At 58.4% G+C, this 18,937-nt stretch carries 13 protein-coding genes; 8 read left to right on the forward strand and 5 right to left on the reverse strand.

The window, feature by feature from the left end; translation table 11 throughout:
• Positions 1-115 precede the first annotated feature (115 nt).
• Complete coding sequence (locus PU624_RS10775) at positions 116-1,471, forward strand: GntP family transporter (RefSeq protein WP_283547608.1); 1,356 nt, start codon at positions 116-118, stop codon at positions 1,469-1,471.
• A 60-nt stretch (positions 1,472-1,531) separates the two neighbouring features.
• On the opposite strand, the gene sbcB is transcribed toward PU624_RS10775, so the two are convergent.
• Complete coding sequence (gene sbcB / locus PU624_RS10780; RefSeq protein ID WP_283547609.1) at positions 1,532-2,959, reverse strand: exodeoxyribonuclease I; 1,428 nt, start codon at positions 2,957-2,959, stop codon at positions 1,532-1,534.
• Positions 2,960-3,531: 572 nt separating this feature from the next.
• Between sbcB and dacD the strand changes: the two genes are divergently transcribed.
• From dacD to tmaR, 3 genes are all read left to right on the forward strand, one after another.
• Positions 3,532-4,695 carry a serine-type D-Ala-D-Ala carboxypeptidase DacD gene (dacD, locus tag PU624_RS10785; protein ID WP_283547610.1) on the forward strand — a complete coding sequence of 388 codons (1,164 nt, stop codon included), beginning with the start codon at positions 3,532-3,534 and terminating at the stop codon, positions 4,693-4,695.
• 258 nt (positions 4,696-4,953) lie between these two features.
• Positions 4,954-6,012, forward strand: coding sequence for an FUSC family protein (locus PU624_RS10790; RefSeq protein ID WP_283547611.1), 1,059 nt, complete (start codon positions 4,954-4,956; stop codon positions 6,010-6,012).
• A 160-nt stretch (positions 6,013-6,172) separates the two neighbouring features.
• Positions 6,173-6,499 carry a PTS system regulator TmaR gene (tmaR, locus tag PU624_RS10795; RefSeq protein WP_004571340.1) on the forward strand — a complete coding sequence of 109 codons (327 nt, stop codon included), beginning with the start codon at positions 6,173-6,175 and terminating at the stop codon, positions 6,497-6,499.
• A gap of 95 nt (positions 6,500-6,594) precedes the next feature.
• On the opposite strand, the gene PU624_RS10800 is transcribed toward tmaR, so the two are convergent.
• The 4 genes from PU624_RS10800 to PU624_RS10815 form a co-directional block, all read right to left on the reverse strand.
• Positions 6,595-7,656: a LacI family DNA-binding transcriptional regulator gene (locus PU624_RS10800; protein WP_283547612.1), complete on the reverse strand. Its 1,062-nt coding sequence runs from the start codon at positions 7,654-7,656 to the stop codon at positions 6,595-6,597.
• 127 nt (positions 7,657-7,783) lie between these two features.
• Positions 7,784-8,698 carry a ketopantoate reductase family protein gene (locus PU624_RS10805; protein WP_283547613.1) on the reverse strand — a complete coding sequence of 305 codons (915 nt, stop codon included), beginning with the start codon at positions 8,696-8,698 and terminating at the stop codon, positions 7,784-7,786.
• A gap of 179 nt (positions 8,699-8,877) precedes the next feature.
• The gene (locus PU624_RS10810) at positions 8,878-9,651 is read right to left on the reverse strand and encodes a phosphate/phosphite/phosphonate ABC transporter substrate-binding protein (protein WP_283547614.1); all 774 of its coding nucleotides are present in this window, start codon (positions 9,649-9,651) and stop codon (positions 8,878-8,880) included.
• A complete protein-coding gene (locus PU624_RS10815; RefSeq protein ID WP_283547615.1) occupies positions 9,644-10,606 on the reverse strand; it encodes a fatty acid desaturase in 963 nt (320 codons plus the stop codon). The genes PU624_RS10810 and PU624_RS10815 overlap by 8 nt, the downstream gene beginning before the upstream one ends.
• Before the next feature lie 208 nt (positions 10,607-10,814).
• Here PU624_RS10815 and PU624_RS10820 point away from each other — a divergent pair, with 208 nt between their 5' ends.
• From PU624_RS10820 to katG, 4 genes are all read left to right on the forward strand, one after another.
• Positions 10,815-11,837, forward strand: a complete 1,023-nt coding sequence (locus PU624_RS10820; RefSeq protein WP_283547616.1) for an LLM class flavin-dependent oxidoreductase — start codon at positions 10,815-10,817, stop codon at positions 11,835-11,837.
• A gap of 425 nt (positions 11,838-12,262) precedes the next feature.
• Positions 12,263-13,360, forward strand: coding sequence for an efflux RND transporter periplasmic adaptor subunit (locus PU624_RS10825; RefSeq protein ID WP_283547617.1), 1,098 nt, complete (start codon positions 12,263-12,265; stop codon positions 13,358-13,360).
• Positions 13,357-16,452 carry an efflux RND transporter permease subunit gene (locus tag PU624_RS10830; protein ID WP_283547618.1) on the forward strand — a complete coding sequence of 1,032 codons (3,096 nt, stop codon included), beginning with the start codon at positions 13,357-13,359 and terminating at the stop codon, positions 16,450-16,452. Before PU624_RS10825 ends, PU624_RS10830 begins: the two co-directional genes overlap by 4 nt.
• 188 nt (positions 16,453-16,640) lie before the next feature.
• A complete protein-coding gene (gene katG / locus PU624_RS10835; protein ID WP_283547619.1) occupies positions 16,641-18,860 on the forward strand; it encodes a catalase/peroxidase HPI in 2,220 nt (739 codons plus the stop codon).
• The last annotated feature ends 77 nt before the right edge of the window (positions 18,861-18,937 follow it).

Below are 18,937 nucleotides of genomic sequence, written 5' to 3' on the forward strand. Positions count from 1 at the left end.
CTCTGAAACCGGTGTTCCGGCACCGGCAGGGCGCGGCTTGCCCTTTATCCGGCCTTTTACCTGCTATTTCTGTACACCGATAACCCAAAAAATATAACAATTTCTGAGGTTTACCATGTCTACCGCACTGCTGTTAGCCATAGCGACCGCCAGCATCGTGATCCTGCTGCTGCTGGTCATCAAAGCCAAAGTTCATCCATTTGTCGCCCTGTTAATTGTCAGCCTGCTGGTGGCTATCGCAACCGGCATTCCGGCTGAGAAAATCATGGAGACGATTATCACCGGGATGGGCGGCCTGCTCGGTCACATCACCATCATCATCGTGCTTGGTGCCATGCTCGGGGCAATTATTGAAGCCTCGGGGGGCGCTGAATCGCTGGCGCAACGCTTCAGTAAAACGCTGGGGCTGAAGCGCACCGTCGCGGCTTTAACCATGGCGGCCTTTATCCTGGGCATCCCGGTGTTTTTCGAAGTAGGCTTTATCATCGTCATCCCGCTGATTTATGGCTTCACCAAAGTCGCGCGCGTCTCACCGCTGAAATTTGGCCTGCCGATGGCGGGCGTGATGCTGACAGTGCACGTGGCGCTGCCGACCCATCCAGGCGCCGCGGCTGCGGCCGGGATCCTGCATACCGACATGGGATGGCTGATGATGCTGGGTATCGCGATTTCAGTGCCGGTCGGGATCATCGGCTACTACGTGGCGAAAGTCATGAATCGTCGCCATTACCATCTGTCAGTGGAGGTGCTGGAACAGTTGCAGATGGCGAAGCCTGAGGGACAGGAAAAGAAAAATGAACCGGCCCCGCCGGGTGCGCTGACCATCAGTGGTCTGATTGTGGTGCCGATTGTGTTGATTGTGCTGGGAACCCTGTCTCACACGCTGCTGGCGGAAGGCAGTCTGCTGCGTAACGTCATGACCGTGATTGGCACACCGCCGATTGCCCTGTTGATTGCCTTAGGGCTGGCGGCCTGGCTGCTGGGTGTGCGGCGTGGCTGGAGTAAAGATAAGCTGGAAGATCTGACTGGCCGGGCCATTCCTACCTCAGCCAGCGTGATTCTGGTGGCCGGGGCTGGTGGGGCATTCGGCAAAGTGCTGGTGGAGTCGGGCGTGGGTAAAGCGCTGGCGATCACCCTTGAAACGCTGCATCTGCCGCTGGTGCCTGCTGCATTTATCCTGTCGCTGGCGCTGCGTGCGTCACAGGGCTCTGCCACCGTCGCTATCCTGACCACCAGCGGGTTGCTGACTCAGGCGGTGACCGGCGTGACGGACATGCAACGGGTTCTGGTCACCCTGGCGGCCTGTTTCGGCGGCCTGGGACTGTCGCATGTCAATGATGCGGGATTCTGGGTGGTCACCCGTTATCTGGGGCTTTCGGTGGCTGATGGTTTACGCACCTGGACGGTACTGACGACGATAATGGGATTAAGTGGTTTTGCGCTGACCTGGCTGGCGTGGACCGTGCTCTGATTCAGCATGATCAGAAACGCTGACCCGGCAGGGGATGCCGGGTCAGATTATATCAGTGTTTCAGGAGACCAGCTCCTGGGCATACAGATAGAGCGCTTTAAGCTGCCCAACCTTTTCTGCATCCGCTTCATGCAGATTTGCCAGGCCTTCCAGCTCCTGCATAAACGCCTGCACGCGCTCAGCATTCAGCACCTCACGGCGATGCTGCAACCAGCGTTGCTGCTCGGCATCATCCAGCGTGCCGGGGAAGTTACGTGCCCGGTAGCGGAACAGCAGTTTCGCCACGCGCGCACTCTCAAAGCTCAGATCCAACGCAGGCAGATTGGCGGGTGCGGTCTGGCGGATAATATTCATCCCGGCGCGGTCGGCATCACTGAAGAACCCATCATAGAGCTGCGTGTCCACGTCGTCTGACGGCGTAAACGGCTCCGCTTCGGCAAACAGTGTGACCAGTTTCTCCCGCACATCGGGCTGCTGACGCAGCAGCGTCAGATTCGCCAGACAGTGCTGACGGTCAATGCCCAGCCGGGCCGCATCTTCCGGGCGCAGCGTACTGGCAGGCGCCAGCACCGGACACTTATTGATATGCACCAGTTTGACCGGCACCGGCGGCAGATCGCCGAGATCGTTTTTCGGCGTGTAAAGACGCTCACGCAGCGTGTCGGCATCCAGTTGCAGCAGCGGCGACATATCGCCCGCCAGATCCACCACGATCAGCGCATTGCGGTTATCAGGATGCCAGGCCAGCGGCACGATCCAGCTGGTGTTACCGCGCGCGGCACCGAACATGCCGGAGACATGGACCAGCGGTTTCATCTGCGGGATGTCGATCAGGTTCATCAGCTTGTTTTTGTTACGATGGGTAAACAAAAACTCAAACAGTTTTGGCTGCTTCTCTTTGACCAGCTTCGCCATCGCCAGCGTGGCATACACATCGGACATCGCATCGTGCGCATTTTCATGGGACACGCCGTTGGCTTTGGTCAGATGCTCCAGCCGGAAGCTGGGAAAGCCTTCTTCATTCTCCGGCCAGTTGATTCCTTCGGGCCGCAACGCATAGCAGGCGCGCATCACGTCGAGCAGGTCCCAGCGTGAGTTGCCGTTTTGCCAGGCCCAGCCATAGGGATCGTAAAAGTTGCGATAGAAGATATTGCGCGTCACTTCGTCATCGAAACGCACGTTGTTGTAGCCCACCACACAGGTTTGCTCTGTGGTGAACAGCTTATGGATGCGTTCAGCGAACTCTGCTTCGATCACACCGCGACTCATCGCGATCTGCGGAGTAATGCCGGTAATCATCACCGCTTCGGGCTGAGGCAGATAGTCATCTGGCGGACGGCAGTAGAACACTTCTGGCTCGCCGACCGGATTGAACTCACTGTCGGTGCGCAGTCCGGCAAACTGGGCTGGCCGGTCACGAGAGGGGCTGGTGCCGAAGGTCTCGTAATCGTGAAAGAGGAAAGTGGGCTGTACGCGGTCGTTATTCAAATTTCATATCCGTTCATTGCGTTCACTGACTTTATGAACAGAAAGCCCACGGCTTTCTGTTCGCTCTGACTCTCTCTGCGCGCAGCAGGCTAAGTTATGATCGTTCTGTCTGATGCGCGCTGACTGTGAAGTCTGCTGTGTGGGACATTATAGCGGCTCCTGACGGCGGCTGACCCAGCCTCGTATGGTAAACCATATTCCGGCACGTCTGAAGTTAAGGGTTAAGCCTGCCTGAAGTCTGTTTTGCCGCCAGGCAGCAAGGACAGCCGCTTCAGACGCCTGAACCCGGATTGCCGGAGCCTGTACCCGTTCCGAAACCGGAAGCCGTTACACATTTTTTCAATGCCGGGCTGACTCCTCCCAGGCCATTTCACAGTACCAACCCGCCTCTTATCTTCCCTGATGACGCCAGCCGACAGGGGTAAGCCGCCAGCCACGATCATCTGAGATCGGCCCGGTTCATACTTTTTTTCAATTTATTCAAACCTTCACAACGCTTTTGCCGTAAAACGTGCGGCTGTTTCCGTTTCGTTTTCAGAAATTTTCTCTCCCCTGCAATTAAGGATGAAGTGTTGAAAAGGCGTCTGCTGTTCACCGTTACCGCTACTGTTTTCTGGGCCTCGCTGGCACAGGCTGATGCGATCCCCTTTCCTGTGACGCCTCCGGCGATTGATGCCGCTTCCTGGGTGCTGATGGATGCAACCACCGGGCAGGTGCTGACTGCAGGTAATCCCGATGAACGCCGCAACCCCGCCAGCCTGACCAAACTGATGACTGGTTATGTGGTCGATCGCGCCATCGACCAGAAAAAAATCAGTCGCGACGACATGGTTACGGTCGGGAAAGATGCCTGGGGGGCAGGTAATCCGGTCTTCAAAGGCTCCTCGCTGATGTTCCTGAAGCCTGGCGATAAGCTGAGCGTCCGCGATTTAAGCCGTGGTGTCATCATCGATTCCGGTAACGACGCCTGCGTTGCGCTGGCTGATTACGTGGCGGGCAGCGAAGCGAGCTTCGTCGGCATGATGAATCACTACGTTGAGAAACTCGGCCTGCAGAATACCCATTTTGAAACCGTGCATGGCCTGGATGCGCCGGGTCAGTTCTCCAGCGCGCTCGATATGGCGAAACTGTCACGCGCCATTATTGATGGCGAGCCTGACTTTTATGCCATGTACAGTGAGAAAACCCTGAGCTGGAACGGCATCACCCAGAACAACCGTAATGGTCTGCTGTGGGACAATAATCTGCACGTTGACGGGCTGAAAACCGGTCACACTGAGACCGCAGGCTTTAACATTATCGCCTCGAATGTGGTGGGCAAGCATCGCCTGATCGCCGTCGTGATGGGCGGTAAAAGCTCGAAAGGCCGCGAAGAGCAGGCGCGTAAACTGCTGGTCTGGGGCCAGAATACCTTCGATACCGTTCAGCTGTTCCATGCCGGTAAGAAGATTGGCAGCGAAAACGTCTGGTACGGCAACCCTCATCAGGTCGATGTAGGTACCGCAGACGACGTTTATCTCTCTCTGCCGCGCAGCGAAGTGCAGAACGTGAAGGCGAAGTACGTTATCGATCGCAAAGATCTGGAAGCGCCGCTGAAAGCCAACGAAGTGATTGGTGAGATTCAGGTGATGGATAAAGATCAGCAGATTGCGCATTATCCGCTGGTGGCGCTGAGTGCCGTCGAACCGGCCGGTGTCATTACCCGCCTGACGGATTATCTCAAGCAGAAGTTCTGATAAGCTGCGTGTCAGTACTAAAACGGGTAGCCTGCGGGCTGCCCGTTTTCATATTAAGACCCGGAACGGGTGACTCAGAGCCGGTAAAGGTTACACAGCCGTAATCAGTTGTTTTTAACTTCCGGGCAGACATGTGAGACGGATGTTGATAATTGTAAGCGAACGTCAAATCTGTTGGAAATATCCCGCCTGCGCTAAGCCTGAGCCTCGTTCAGGGTTAAGATAGCCCCCTTATGTTCATGCAACCGGAAAGTCACTTTGCGTCCTGATAAGCCCATATCAAAACTGGAGTTCTGGTTTTATCGCCATTACCGCTCCGTCCACGGCGTGCGCATCGCCATCGCCTTTATACTCTGCTTCATCTTTGTCCGCGCGACCCATATCCCGGAAGGCACCTGGCCGCTGATTACGCTGGTGGTGGTGATGGGGCCGATCTCCACCTGGGGAAATGTTTTTCCGCGCGCGCTGCAGCGTATCAGCGGCACGGTGGCAGGGTCCATCTCCGGTCTGATTGCCCTGAAGCTGGAGCTGATCTCCATGCCGATGATGCTGGCCTGGTGCGGCATCATCATGGTGATCAGCGGCTACCTGACGCTGGGTAAACATCCCTACATGGCGCTGTTAATCGGGATTACGCTGAGCGTAGTGGTGGGTGCGCCAACCGGCGATTTCACCATGGCGCTGTGGCGCGGCGGTGATGTGATTCTGGGATCGCTGATGGCGTTGCTGTTTACCGCGATCTGGGCGCAGCGTGCTTACACCCACTGGCGCATTCAGCTCTCTGACGCGCTGGCGGAAATGGCCAAGATCTATCACGCCGGTTTCTCGCCGAATCTGGTTGAGAAGCCGCGCCTCAACAAACCACTGGGCAAGTTGCTGAGCAGCGTTATTAAGATGCGGGCGCTGCTGGAGCCATCGAGCAAAGAGACGCGCATTCCGAAGTCGGTGCTTGAAGCCATTCAGACCATTAACCGTAATATGGTTAACACGATTGAGATGCAGATTAATGCCTGGTGGGCATCGCGCGAGAGCCATCTGATCATGCTCAATGCGCCTGCATTACGCCGCACCCAGCAGATGACCGAGAACACGCTGCGGGCGCTGTCGGTGATGGCGATTGAGGGGGAAACGGAAGAGGTGATTGCCAACAGCCATGAGCTGACCGAAATCAGCGGTGAACTGCGACGGCTGATCGCCGACGCGGGCAGCGAGGGTCTGGAGGAGACGCCAATCTATGGCTACGTCTGGCTGACGCTGGAACTGGCGAAACAGCTGGAGCGGATGACCGATCTGATGCGGATGGCGCTGCGCAAATAATCACCTCAGACAATGACTTAATGTGAAACCGGGTTTCTTTGCGCTAAGATAAGAGCCAGTCTGAATTTAGCTGTGAAAATTGCTTACCTGGCGGGCTAACCGCTAAGCTGATCGTTTTGACTCTCTCCCTGCGTCAGCAGGCTCAAAGAAAGGTGCCATCATGGAAAATGCCAAGCAGTCATTTCAGGACGTACTGGAGTTCGTGCGTATGTTCCGCCGCAAAAACAAACTGCAACGTGAAATCGTCGACAACGAGAAGAAAATCCGCGACAACCAGAAGCGCGTTCTGCTGCTCGACAACCTGAGCGAATATATCAAACCGGGCATGAGCGTTGAGGCTATTCAGGAAATCATCGCCAGCATGCGTGTGGATTATGAAGATCGCGTAGATGAGTACATCATCAAAAACGCTGACCTGTCTAAAGAGCGCCGCGAGCTGTCTAAAAAGATCAAAGCGATGGGCGTGGGCGAACACCCGAAAGCGTAAGGGCAGAAAGCAGAGCGTTCCCGCGCTGTGCGTCCCCTGCGAACCCGCTTCCACTCTGGTGGAGCGGGTTTTTTATTGCCCGCCTCAGCGCGGCGTTATTTGCCTGCCAGCCGGCGGGCAATGCCCTGTAACTGCTGTGACAGCGCCACTAAATCGACCTGCTTATCCGCCGGCGGGGCGGTGGTTTCGCGAATCACCAGCGTGGTTTCCAGCACGATGCCGGAAGCCTCTTCACCCTGAAGCCGGGCCAGCATCCGCTCAACGCTCTGCGCGCCAAGAAAATGCAAATCCTGCCGCACCGTGGTCAGCGGCGGCTGATACCACGCACTCTCGGCGGTATCGTCATAACCAATCACCGAAATCTCGCCGGGAATCGCCACGCCATACTGATGCAGCGCCCGCATCGCACCCAGCGCCATCTGATCATTCGCCACCAGCAGCGCCTGCGGCAGATCGTCGGGTAGCTGTGCCAGCAGCGCCTGATAGCCTGACTGCGCGCTCCAGTCGCCGCGCAGGGAACAGTGCGGCGTTAACTGATGATCGGCCAGCGCCTGACGCCAGGCATGCTCACGCTGACGGGCTGACACCGAACGCAGCGGTCCGTTCAACAGACCAATCTTGCGATGACCCAGCGCCACCAGATGTTCCACGGCGGCACGCGCGCCAGATTCATTCGGGTACTGACACTGCGCGACCGCCGCCTGCGGTTCGACATCCAGAAACAGCACCGGCTTACTGCCACACAGCAACTGGATCTGCTGCGCCTCATCCGCATCCAGCGGCAGATTAATCAGCAGTCCATCGACCCGCTGTGCCAGCAGTTCATTGACGGTGGCGGCCGCATCGTTACCGCTGTCCATCGCGATCACCAGATGATAGCCCGCACGCGCAGCACGCTGCTGAATCGCCGAGGCGATCTGCGCGGGTGCCATCAGGGCCAGATCGCTGGTGGCAAGTCCCAGCGTGCGCGTCGCCTTGCCCGCCAGCTGCTGGGCTACGCGGTTGGGCACATAATTGAGCTGCTGCATCGCCGCCTCAACCCTGTCCCGCGTGCGGGCTGACACCTGTTCAGAACGATTTAAAACACGTGAAACGGTTTGATATGAGACGCCGGCCAGTTGCGCGACATCATCGAGGGTCACGGAGCGGGAAGTCATTGAACTCTCCAGAATATGAAGCGGCGAGTGTAGCAAATTTTCCTGTTACGCTGCTGCTGCTGGCCACACTTTCATCGACGCGCTGACGGGGCCATTGCCGCACCCGGTCAGCGCAGTCGGCCGTTATTTAGCGCTGTTGCAGATAGACCTGCAGATTCACATCCACCGCATTCAGCAGCGGCGTGGACAGGCCATTTCGTTTCGCCCGCAGCAGCAGATCGCCTATCACCTGATCGGCTTCGATATCAAAGCCCTGGGTGAGATCGCGGTACATGGAGGAGGTCATCGGCGTGGAGGGATTATTCAGTAGCTCAAAAATGCGGGCGGTGACCGCCGGACGTGGCTGATAGCCCTCGGCAGTGATGACGGACAGAATCTCCGCAAAAATTCCCTGTAGCAGTGCTTCACCGCCGCGCGAGGTGAGGATCTGCTGAGTATTACCGCGCGCCAGGCAGCAGACGGCGCCGAGCGTGCTCAGCAGCAGCCACTTCTCCCACAGCTCATCCATGATGTTATCGCTGAACAGGGTATCAACCTGGCAGTCGCGCAGCGCCGCATCAACCCGCTGCAGCCGCGCATCGTTGTTGCCGTCCAGCGCGCCGTATAACAGCTGATGCAGTGGCGTCAGCTGGATCACTTCCCCCTCATCGCCCAGCGTGGCGTTGATTTTGCACAGGCCGCCAATCACCTTATCTTCGCCGAAACGCTGTTGCAGCGTCGCGATGTGCCGCATTCCGTTAAGAATGGGCATGATCAGCGTGTCCGGGCCGACCGCAGGCGCAATGTCATCCATCACCTGATCAAGGGCAAAGCTTTTTACCGTCACGATGATCAGGTCATAGTGTCCCGTCAGAGTGTTTGCCTGGGTCAGTTGCGGCTGTAACTTTTCAGTGCCCTGTGGCGTCTGCAACACCAGACCCCTGGCCTGAAGCTGCTGATAACGCCGTTCGCGCACCAGAAAGGTCACGTCCTGACCCGCCTGAGCCAGTCGGGTACCAAAATATCCACCGGTCGCGCCGGCACCTGCCATCAGAATGCGCATCCCGCTCTCCCTCTGCTGAAAACCTCTACCTTAAAACGCCGTGAACGGGCTTACCAGTCTTAACCTCCGTTGAAGCACACCGGGTAGCATGAAATAACAGGTCAGGAAAGCGTGAGCAGGGCGTTGATGATGCAGAGAAATCAGATTTTCCCGTTCTGAGGGGCGAAACAGCGTATGCATTACAGCCGGGTGACGCCCAGCGCGGCGGCCTGCTGTTCCCACGCCAGCACGCCCTGATAATCGTCCCGCTGTACCGGGCTGAATCCGCCGATCAGGTTGTCGTCGCAGACGGCACGAAAGGCGGGGTCACTCACCAGCTGATGCAGCACCGTGCGTAACGTCTCCAGCCGGCTCACTGATGTTGAGGCTGCGGTGATCAGCGGCAATCCGGGGGCGGCTGGCGTCTCACCGATGATATGCAGGCCACGCAGTTCTTCAGGTGCATAGCGCGCCAGCAGCGCCCAGCTGACGCAGTCAATCGCCGCGACGTCTGCCTGTGAATTACGCAGCGCCGCCAGCGACTGACGGTGCCCGCCGCTCAGCAACATCTGCGAAAACGTCACGCCCTGAAGCGCGGCCACCAGACGCAGCGCGTTATAACCGGAGTGAGAGTCCAGGCTGTTCGCCACGGCCCGCTGGCCGTTGAAATCGGCGAGCGTCACCTGTTTATCCTGCGCTATCAGCCAGCTGCGATAGTCCCGGCCGCTGCAGCCCGGTGCCTGATAGTGAAAGGTGCCGACCAGCTGCACCGCAGGCAGCTGGCTGACCAGCGGATAGCCGCAGGTCTGACTCAGCAGCAGCCGGTTATCCTGCCAGTGTGCCAGCAGATCGTCAGGCCAGACGGGTTGCGCGGCGATGCCGTGCTGCGCCAGAAGGGCAACCATTGCCTGCATCAGCGCCTGTGTAGCAGGCGGATGAATCGCATACATCGGCAAAGCGAGCAGGTCATTCATGCATTTTCTCCCCTGAGCGGCCCGGATGGACATTGACGCCAACCGGCCTGGCCCAGAACTGACGCAGCCAGGTCCGATAGCCCGCTACCCGAAAACCGTGGTTGCGCTGATAGTATTGATCGCGGTCGCGCAGATAGAGCGGGCGCAGGCCATACCACGGAACGCCAGGCAGATCGTGATGCACTGAATGGTAGTTCAGATTCAGGAACAGGATGCGCCACGGCCAGGCCGCTTCATTATTCACCGAGCGCGCCAGCGGATCGTCCGCCGCACGATGCTCGTAAAAGGAACGTATCTTGGTCAGCGCCAGCGCCGGATAGCTTACCGACAGCAGATACCAAAGCGGTGAAAATCCCTGCCGCGCGATCCAGTAAAACAGCACCGTCAGCAGCATTCCGTGCAGCAACCACATGCAAATTGCAGGTCGATCAAGGCGGCGCAGTGCCTGGCACATCCCGCTGAGGGTCGCCGCCACATCCAGTAGTGGGCCGAGCAGCAAACGTCCCGGAAAGGTGTTACGCAGATGAACCAGTTGCTGCTGCCAGCGCGGCAACTGTGCCCAGCGTGCAGCGGAAAAATAGTACGTTTCCGGATCTTCTTCCGGCTCGGTCAGGGTGTGATTGTGATGGTGGGCCAGATGAGAATCGCGGTAGAGCCCGTACGGATACCAGACTGCCAGCGGCAGGGTGCCGAACAGCTGGTTTATTCGCTGCCAGCGCGTGGGATGGCCATGGATCAGCTCGTGCTGCAGTGACATATACCAGGTGGTAAAGACGATCAGCAGCAGGGTAGCGGGCAGTCGTCCCAGCGTCTGCCAGTTAAGCATCACTGAGAACCAGCCGCCGTAAATCACGCCCATCAGCAGCCAGGTCGGCAGTTCGCTGCGCCAGAGCCAGCTGCGCGCGCGTTGTTTCAGCCAGGCGCGCTGCTGTAAAGAGAGATAACCGTTGTGCATCGTTCACCTGACAGCGGAAGCAAGAGTCTGGAGAGTGAAAGAAAGGGCGGACAAAGACAAAGTGGATAATCTGCTTAGCTATGTCGAAATTCCTGAATATGGCGCTTAAAGATATTGACTATCAGTTGCCGCGCGGAGGGCGTAACCTTTCCCTATCAAAAATTACCTATAGCCCACAGGCGTTTAGCGCCTGTCAGGAGAAATACAGATGAAAAATATTGGCTTCTTATCCTTTGGTCACTGGACGCCTTCGTCGCAGTCCGCCACCCGCACCGCGCAGGATGTGTTACTGCAATCGATTGACTTAGCGGTCGCCGCCGAAGAGCTGGGCGCAGATGGCGCTTACTTCCGCGTCCACCATTTTGCCCGCCAGCTCAGCTCGCCGTTTCCGCTGCTGGCTGCCGTGGCAGCGCGCACCAAAACGATTGAGATCGGCACTGGTGTCATCGACATGCGCTACGAAAACCCGCTCTACATGGTGGAAGACGCCAGTTCAGCAGACCTGATCTCCAACGGTCGTCTGCAGCTGGGTCTGAGCCGTGGTTCACCGGAGCAGGTGATCGATGGCTGGCGCTACTTTGGCTTTGAACCGAAAGCGGGTGAAAGCGATGCGGATATGGGCCGTCGCCACACCGAAGAGTTTCTGGAAGTGCTGCGCGGCGAAGGCTTTGCGAAGCCGAATCCACAGCCGATGTTCCCGAATCCGCCGGGCCTGCTGCGCCCTGAGCCGCTCTCTGAAGGCCTGCGTGATCGTATCTGGTGGGGCTCCGGCTCCAATGCCACCGCAGAGTGGGCCGCAAAAATGGGCATGAACCTGCAAAGTTCAACCCTGAAAGATGATGAAACCGGCGAGCCGTTCCACATTCAGCAGGCGAAACAGATCCGCGCCTACCGTGAGGCCTGGAAAGCGGCAGGGCATCAGCATGCGCCACGCGTCTCCGTCAGTCGCAGCATCTTTGCGCTGGTGAATGATATGGACCGCGCCTACTTTGGCCGCAGCGGCAACGACCAGGATTCCGTCGGCTTCCTCGATGAGAAAACCCGCGCCATCTTTGGCCGCAGCTATGCCGCAGAGCCGGAAGTGTTAATTAAGCAACTGGCGCAGGATGAGGCGATTGCCGAAGCGGATACGCTGCTGCTCACCGTGCCTAACCAGCTCGGTGTCGCCTACAACGCCCATGTGATCGAGGCGATTCTGAAGTATGTCGCCCCGGAACTCGGCTGGCGTTAAGTCACAGAGCGCCCTGGATAAGCAGGGCGCTGTCTGATTGCCCGGACGCGCAGACAGTGCACGTCCGGGCACTCTCTTCTGTAAAAGCGCTTTATTCCTTCCCGTTTTCTTCTGCTCCATGCCCTCAGCGTTATTTCTGGCGATCCATTTCTGGCCTCGCAGAGCGCTGCCCATAATGCTTTTCCGATGCGCCCGATTCTCTTATTTGTGACTTTTAATTTATCTGGTCACGCGCTTCGTGAGCCGATTCCGGCGCCTGTTGAGAATCAATCTGCTTTCTGTCTGTCTCTCTAATCCCGTAATGCAGCGTTTTAACTGCCCCCTTATCAGTGGAGAGTCTCTTTCCGCAATTTGTGACCATTGACAATATTGGTCACATGATATGAGAATGGCGGCACTCTCCTGCTTACTGTTGAAGGTCATCTATGCTCAGGTTCATTCCTGCCACTCTGGTTGTTTGTCTGCTGCCACTGGCGCTGTCGGGCTGTCGGGATAACGCGTCCAAAGCGGATCCGCGCACCCAGCCGCCCCTGGTCAGGGTAACGAAGGTCATCAGTGCCAGCGACGGGAGCCGTGCCTTTAGCGGCGTCGTGGTTGCCCGGGTTCAGAGTGACCTCGGTTTTCGGGTCTCGGGCAAAATCCTCGAAAGGCTGGTGGACAGCGGCCAGCGTGTGAAGCGTGGTCAGCCGCTGATGCGGCTCGACCCGGTCGATCTTCGGCTGCAGGCCCAGGCAGAGCAGCAGGCCGTTGCCGCTGCGCAGGCTCGGGTCAGGCAGACCCGCGCCGATCAGGCGCGTTACCGCACGCTGGTGGCAACCGGAGCCGTTTCCGTGTCGGCCTACGATCAGATTCGGGCTGCTGCGGCCACCGCGCAGGCTGATCTGAAAGCGGCGCAGGCGCAGGCCAGCGTGGCCGGTAACGCCAGCGGGTATGCGCTGTTACTGGCGGATGACGACGGTGTGGTGATGGCCACACTGGCGGAGCCAGGGCAGGTGGTGAGTGCGGGCGAGGCCGTCATCAGACTGGCCAGAGCCGGACAGCGTGAGGCAAGCGTGCAGTTGCCGGAGACCCTGCGTCCGGCTGTTGGTAGTGAGGCGCAGGCCACGCTCTATGGTGCGGGCAGTGCGCCGGTTTCTGCCCGACTGCGGCAACTGGCGGATGTGGCCGATCCGATGACGCGCACCTATGAGGCCAGATATGTGCTGGAGGGCGCACTGGCGAGCGCCCCGCTGGGTGCCACCGTTACGCTCTCGCTGACGAATAAACCGGCGCAACCGCTGCTGCAGGTGCCGCTGGCTGCGATCTACGATGCGGGTAAAGGACCCGGCGTCTGGGATATCACCGGTCAGCCCGCCACCGTTGCCTGGCGGCCGGTCACGGTTATCGCGATCGGTGACGAGGCGGCCACCGTGACCGGTCAGCTTAACGCCGGGGATAAGATAGTGGCGCTGGGCGCACATCTTTTGCAGCAGGGCGATCGCGTGCGGCCCGATGACGCTGATGTTGCCGGGAGTCAGCCATGAGCCACGGACGCTTTAATCTGTCAGCACTGGCCGTGCGCGAACGCGCCATCACGCTATTTCTGATCATCCTGATTACCGTGGCGGGTGTGCTGTCATTTTTCGAACTGGGACGGGCAGAAGATCCGCCTTTCACCGTAAAACAGATGACGATTATCTCCGCGTGGCCGGGTGCGACGGCGCAGGAGATGCAGGATCAAGTGGCCGAACCGCTGGAGAAGCGGCTGCAGGAGCTGAGGTGGTATGACCGCAGCGAAACCTATACGCGCCCCGGCCTGGCTTTCACCATGCTCTCGCTGCAGGACAAAACGCCGCCCTCTCAGGTTCAGGAGGCGTTTTACCAGGCGCGTAAGAAGCTGGGCGATGAGAGCAGAAATCTGCCCGCCGGGGTTGTCGGGCCGATGATCAACGATGAGTTCTCCGACGTGACCTTTGCACTGCTGGCGCTGAAGGCGAAAGGGGAGCCGCAGCGCCTGCTGGTGCGTGAGGCGGAATCGCTGCGTCAGCGACTGCTGCATCTGCCGGGTGTGAAAAAGGTCAACATTATCGGCGAGCAGAGTGAGCGCATCTATGTGTCGTTTTCACACGATCGGCTGGCGACACTCGGCATCACCCCCCAGACGATTTTTGCTGCGCTGAACGACCAGAACGTCCTGACGCCCGCGGGGTCGATTGATACTCAGGGGCCGCAGGTCTTTATCCGGCTGGATGGCGCGTTCGATAAACTGGAGAAAATCCGTGAGACGCCGATTGTGGCGCAGGGCAGAAGCCTGAAACTGGCGGACGTGGCCACGGTGACCCGGGGCTACGAAGATCCCGCCACGTTTATGGTGCGCAATCAGGGCGAACCGGCGCTGCTGCTCGGTATTGTGATGCGTGATGGCTGGAACGGTCTTGAGCTTGGCAAGGCACTGGCGGCCGAAACGGCCAGTATTAACCAGGCGATGCCGCTGGGAATGACGCTGACTCAGGTCACCGATCAGTCCGTCAATATCCGCTCGGCGGTTGATGAATTTATGGTTAAGTTCGTCGTGGCATTGCTGGTGGTGATGGTGGTCTGCTTTGTCAGTATGGGCTGGCGTGTCGGGGTGGTGGTGGCGGCGGCGGTGCCGCTCACGCTGGCGGTGGTGTTTGTGGTCATGGAGGCGTCCGGTAAAAACTTTGACCGCATCACGCTGGGATCGCTGATTCTGGCGCTCGGCCTGCTGGTGGATGACGCCATCATCGCCATCGAGATGATGGTGGTGAAAATGGAAGAGGGCTATGACCGCATCAAGGCGTCGGCTTATGCCTGGAGCCATACGGCGGCACCGATGCTGGCCGGCACCCTGGTCACCGCCGTCGGCTTTATGCCCAATGGTTTTGCACAGTCCACGGCGGGTGAGTACACCAGCAATATGTTCTGGATAGTCGGCATCGCCCTGATCGCCTCCTGGATCGTCGCGGTGGTGTTCACCCCTTATCTCGGCGTCAAGCTGCTGCCTGCCATCAAAACGGTGGAGGGCGGTCACGCAGCCATCTATAACACCCGCCATTACAACCGCTTCCGGCGACTGCTGACCCGCGTGATTGCCCGTAAAGGCTGGGTGGCAGGCGTGGTGATTGCTCTGTTCATCACCGCGGTGCTCGGCATGGCTCTGGTGAAAAAACAGTTTTTCCCCACCTCGGATCGACCGGAAGTGCTAGTTGAAGTTCAGCTCCCTTACGGCAGCGCCATTGAACAGACCCGGGCTGCCGCTGAAAAGGTTGAGACCTGGCTTAAACAGCAGCGTGAGGCAAAAATCGTCACCACCTATATTGGTCAGGGACCGCCACGTTTTTATCTGGCGATGGCACCTGAACTGCCCGATCCATCCTTTGCCAAGCTGGTGGTGCTGACCGACAGTCAGGACGCGCGGGATGCCCTGAAAGCACAGCTACGTACCGCCATCGCCAGCGGCCTGGTGCCTGAAGCGCAGGTTCGCGTGACGCAACTGGTGTTTGGGCCCTATTCACCTTATCCGGTGGCATGGCGGGTGATGGGGCCGGATCCGGCACGCCTGCGCGTGATTGCTAATCAGGTGGAAGCGGTGCTGCGGGCCAGCCCGATGATGAGGACGGTGAACACCGACTGGGGCGCACCCGTGCCGACGCTGCATTTCTCGCTGGATCAGAACCGCCTGCAGGCGGTGGGGCTGAGTTCGAGTGAGGTCGCCCGGCAGTTACAGTTTCTGCTGACGGGCGTGCCTGTCACCACGGTGCGGGAAGATATCCGCTCGGTCCAGGTTGTGGGGCGTGCCGCCGGGGAAATCCGGCGCGATCCGGCTAAAATCGCCGACTTCACGCTGGTAGGTGCTGCGGGTCAGCGTATCCCGCTGTCGCAGATTGGTGATGTGCAGGTAAAAATGGAAGATCCCCTGCTGAGGCGGCGCGACCGCACACCGACCATTACCGTCCGGGGTGATATTGCCGACTCCCTGCAGCCGCCGGATGTCTCCACGGCGCTGAATAAAACCCTGCAACCGATCATCGCAACACTGCCTGCGGGCTACCGTATTGAACTGGCCGGTTCGATAGAGGAGTCCGGTAAAGCCACCCAGGCGATGGCACCGCTGTTCCCGATTATGATAGCGATCACACTGCTGATCATTATTCTGCAGGTGCGCTCTCTGTCGGCGATGGTCATGGTCTTCCTCACCGCACCTCTCGGGCTGATTGGTGTTGTGCCGACGCTGCTGCTGTTCAGTCAGCCGTTTGGTATTAATGCGCTGGTCGGGCTGATTGCCCTGTCAGGCATTCTGATGCGTAACACGTTGATCCTGATAGGGCAGATTCACCATAACGAACAGGAGGGGCTGGCACCCTTTGCTGCGGTGGTGGAAGCGACGGTGCAGCGCGCGCGTCCGGTACTGCTGACGGCAATGGCGGCGATTCTGGCGTTTATTCCACTGACGCATTCTGTGTTCTGGGGGACGCTGGCGTACACCCTGATCGGCGGTACGCTGGGCGGCACCCTTATTACGCTGGTGTTCCTGCCTGCGATGTATGCGATCTGGTTCCGCATTCGTCTGCCGGACAGCAAAACGGCAGTTGTGAAACCCGCGCGGTCGGAATAGTCTCAGGGTGACGGCTGCCGCTTCGCTGCTTTTTTTAAGCACAGCGGCAGCCGTCGATTCATTGTCTCAAGCTTTTGAAGAAGGTGCATAAAAAGGTAAAAGCTATCAAACATATAGGATGAGACAGGTGTGCGATCCTGAAAATCCTCTATAGAGTAGCGATGAAAATACAAAAAAGAGGTGTGACCATGAGCAATTCCGTTGATGAAGATGCAAAAGATGCAAAGCCTATTGTCGAAGCCGATCGCGAAGCGCCTGAGAGCAAATGTCCTTTTCATGCGGGTAAACCACCCCAGTCAAATCAGGCTCCGGGCGGCGGCACAACCAACCGCGACTGGTGGCCAAATCAACTCCGGGTTGACCTGCTGAACCAGCACTCATCCCGTTCGAACCCGCTTGATGAATCCTTCGATTACCGTAAAGAATTTGCCAAATTAGATTACGCTGCGCTGAAAGCTGACATCAAAGGGTTGCTCACCGAGTCACAGGCCTGGTGGCCCGCCGACTGGGGCAGCTATATCGGCCTGTTCATTCGCATGGCCTGGCACAGCGCCGGAACCTATCGCTCCGTGGACGGACGCGGTGGTTCGGGCCGTGGTCAGCAACGTTTCGCACCGTTAAACTCCTGGCCGGACAACGTCAGTCTGGATAAAGCGCGCCGCTTACTGTGGCCGGTGAAACAGAAGTACGGTCAGAAAATCTCCTGGGCCGACCTCTATATTCTGGCGGGTAACGTCGCGCTGGAAAACTCAGGCTTCCGTACCTTCGGCTTTGGTGCCGGACGCGACGATGTCTGGGAACCGGATATGGATGTGAACTGGGGCGAAGAAGCCGCCTGGCTGGAACATCGCCATCCGGAATCCCTGGCGCAGTCGCCACTGGGCGCCACTGAAATGGGTCTGATCTATGTGAACCCGGAAGGCCCGGAACACAGCGGCGATCCTGCCTCTGCGGCTCCGGCTATTCGCGCCACCTTCGGCAACATGGGCATGAACGACGAAGAGATCGTGGCACTGATCGCAGGTGGACATACGCTGGGTAAAACCCACGGTGCCGCACCGGCCAGCCACGTCGGCGTCGATCCGGAAACCGCACCGATTGAAGCGCAGGGGCTGGGCTGGGTTAACAGCCACGGCACGGGCGTCGGCGCAGATGCGATCACCTCCGGCCTGGAAGTGACCTGGTCGCAGACCCCAACCCAGTGGAGCAACTACTTCTTCGAAAACCTGTTCAAATATGAGTGGGTCCAGACGCGCAGCCCGGCGGGCGCGATTCAGTTCGTGGCAGCTGATGCGCCGGACATTATCCCGGATGCGTTTGATTCCACTAAGAAACACAAACCGACCATGCTGGTCACCGACCTGACGCTGCGTTTTGACCCGGAGTTTGAAAAAATTTCGCGTCGTTTCCACAACGATCCGCAGGCGTTTAACGAAGCCTTTGCCCGTGCCTGGTTCAAACTGACGCATCGTGACATGGGGCCAAAAGCGCGCTACATCGGTCCTGAAGTGCCACAGGAAGATCTGATCTGGCAGGATCCGCTGCCTGCACCGGTTTATCATCCAACCGTGGCAGATATCGCGCAGCTGAAAGAGAAGATTTCGGCCTCCGGTCTCAGCGTCAGCGAGCTGGTGTCCGTTGCCTGGGCTTCGGCATCGACCTTCCGTGGCGGTGACAAACGGGGTGGTGCTAACGGTGCCCGACTGGCTCTGCTGCCGCAGCGTGAGTGGGACGTCAATGCCGTTGCAGCACGCGTGCTGCCTGCGCTGGAAGCTATTCAGCGCGAAGCCCACAAGGCTTCACTGGCAGATGTGATCGTGCTGGCGGGTATTGTTGGCGTTGAGCAGGCGGCGAAAGCGGCGGGTGTCTCAATCGACGTGCCCTTTACGCCGGGCCGTGTCGATGCGCGTCAGGATCAGACCGATATTGAGTCGTTCAATCTGCTGAAACCGCGTGCGGATGGTTTCCGTAACTACGGCACCGGCTTTGGTAAAACCACCACCGAAAGCCTGCTGATCGATAAAGCGCAGCAGCTGACCCTTACCGTGCCGGAGTTAACGGTGCTGGTGGGCGGGATGCGTGCGCTGGGCGCTAACTTTGATGGCAGCCAGCACGGTATCTTCACGCACAATGTGGGATCGCTGAACACGGACTTCTTCGTGAATCTGCTGGATATGCGCACTGAGTGGAAAGCCACCGATTCAACCAATGAGAAATTCATTGGACGCGATCGCGTCAGCGGCGAAACCCGTTTCACCGCCACGCGTGCTGACCTGGTGTTTGGTTCCAACGCGGTGTTACGCGCCTCGGCGGAAGTCTACGCCAGCAGCGACGCCCGCGAAAAATTCGTCAAAGACTTTGTCGCCGCCTGGACCAAAGTGATGAATCTGGACCGGTTTGATATCTGATAGCTGTTGACGTTGTTAAATCTGAAACCCGCTAATGTCAGCGGGTTTTTTTATAGGTTTAAGCGGGGTTATTCTGC

The organism is Pantoea sp. Lij88, from assembly GCF_030062155.1.
Classification (GTDB): domain Bacteria; phylum Pseudomonadota; class Gammaproteobacteria; order Enterobacterales; family Enterobacteriaceae; genus Pantoea.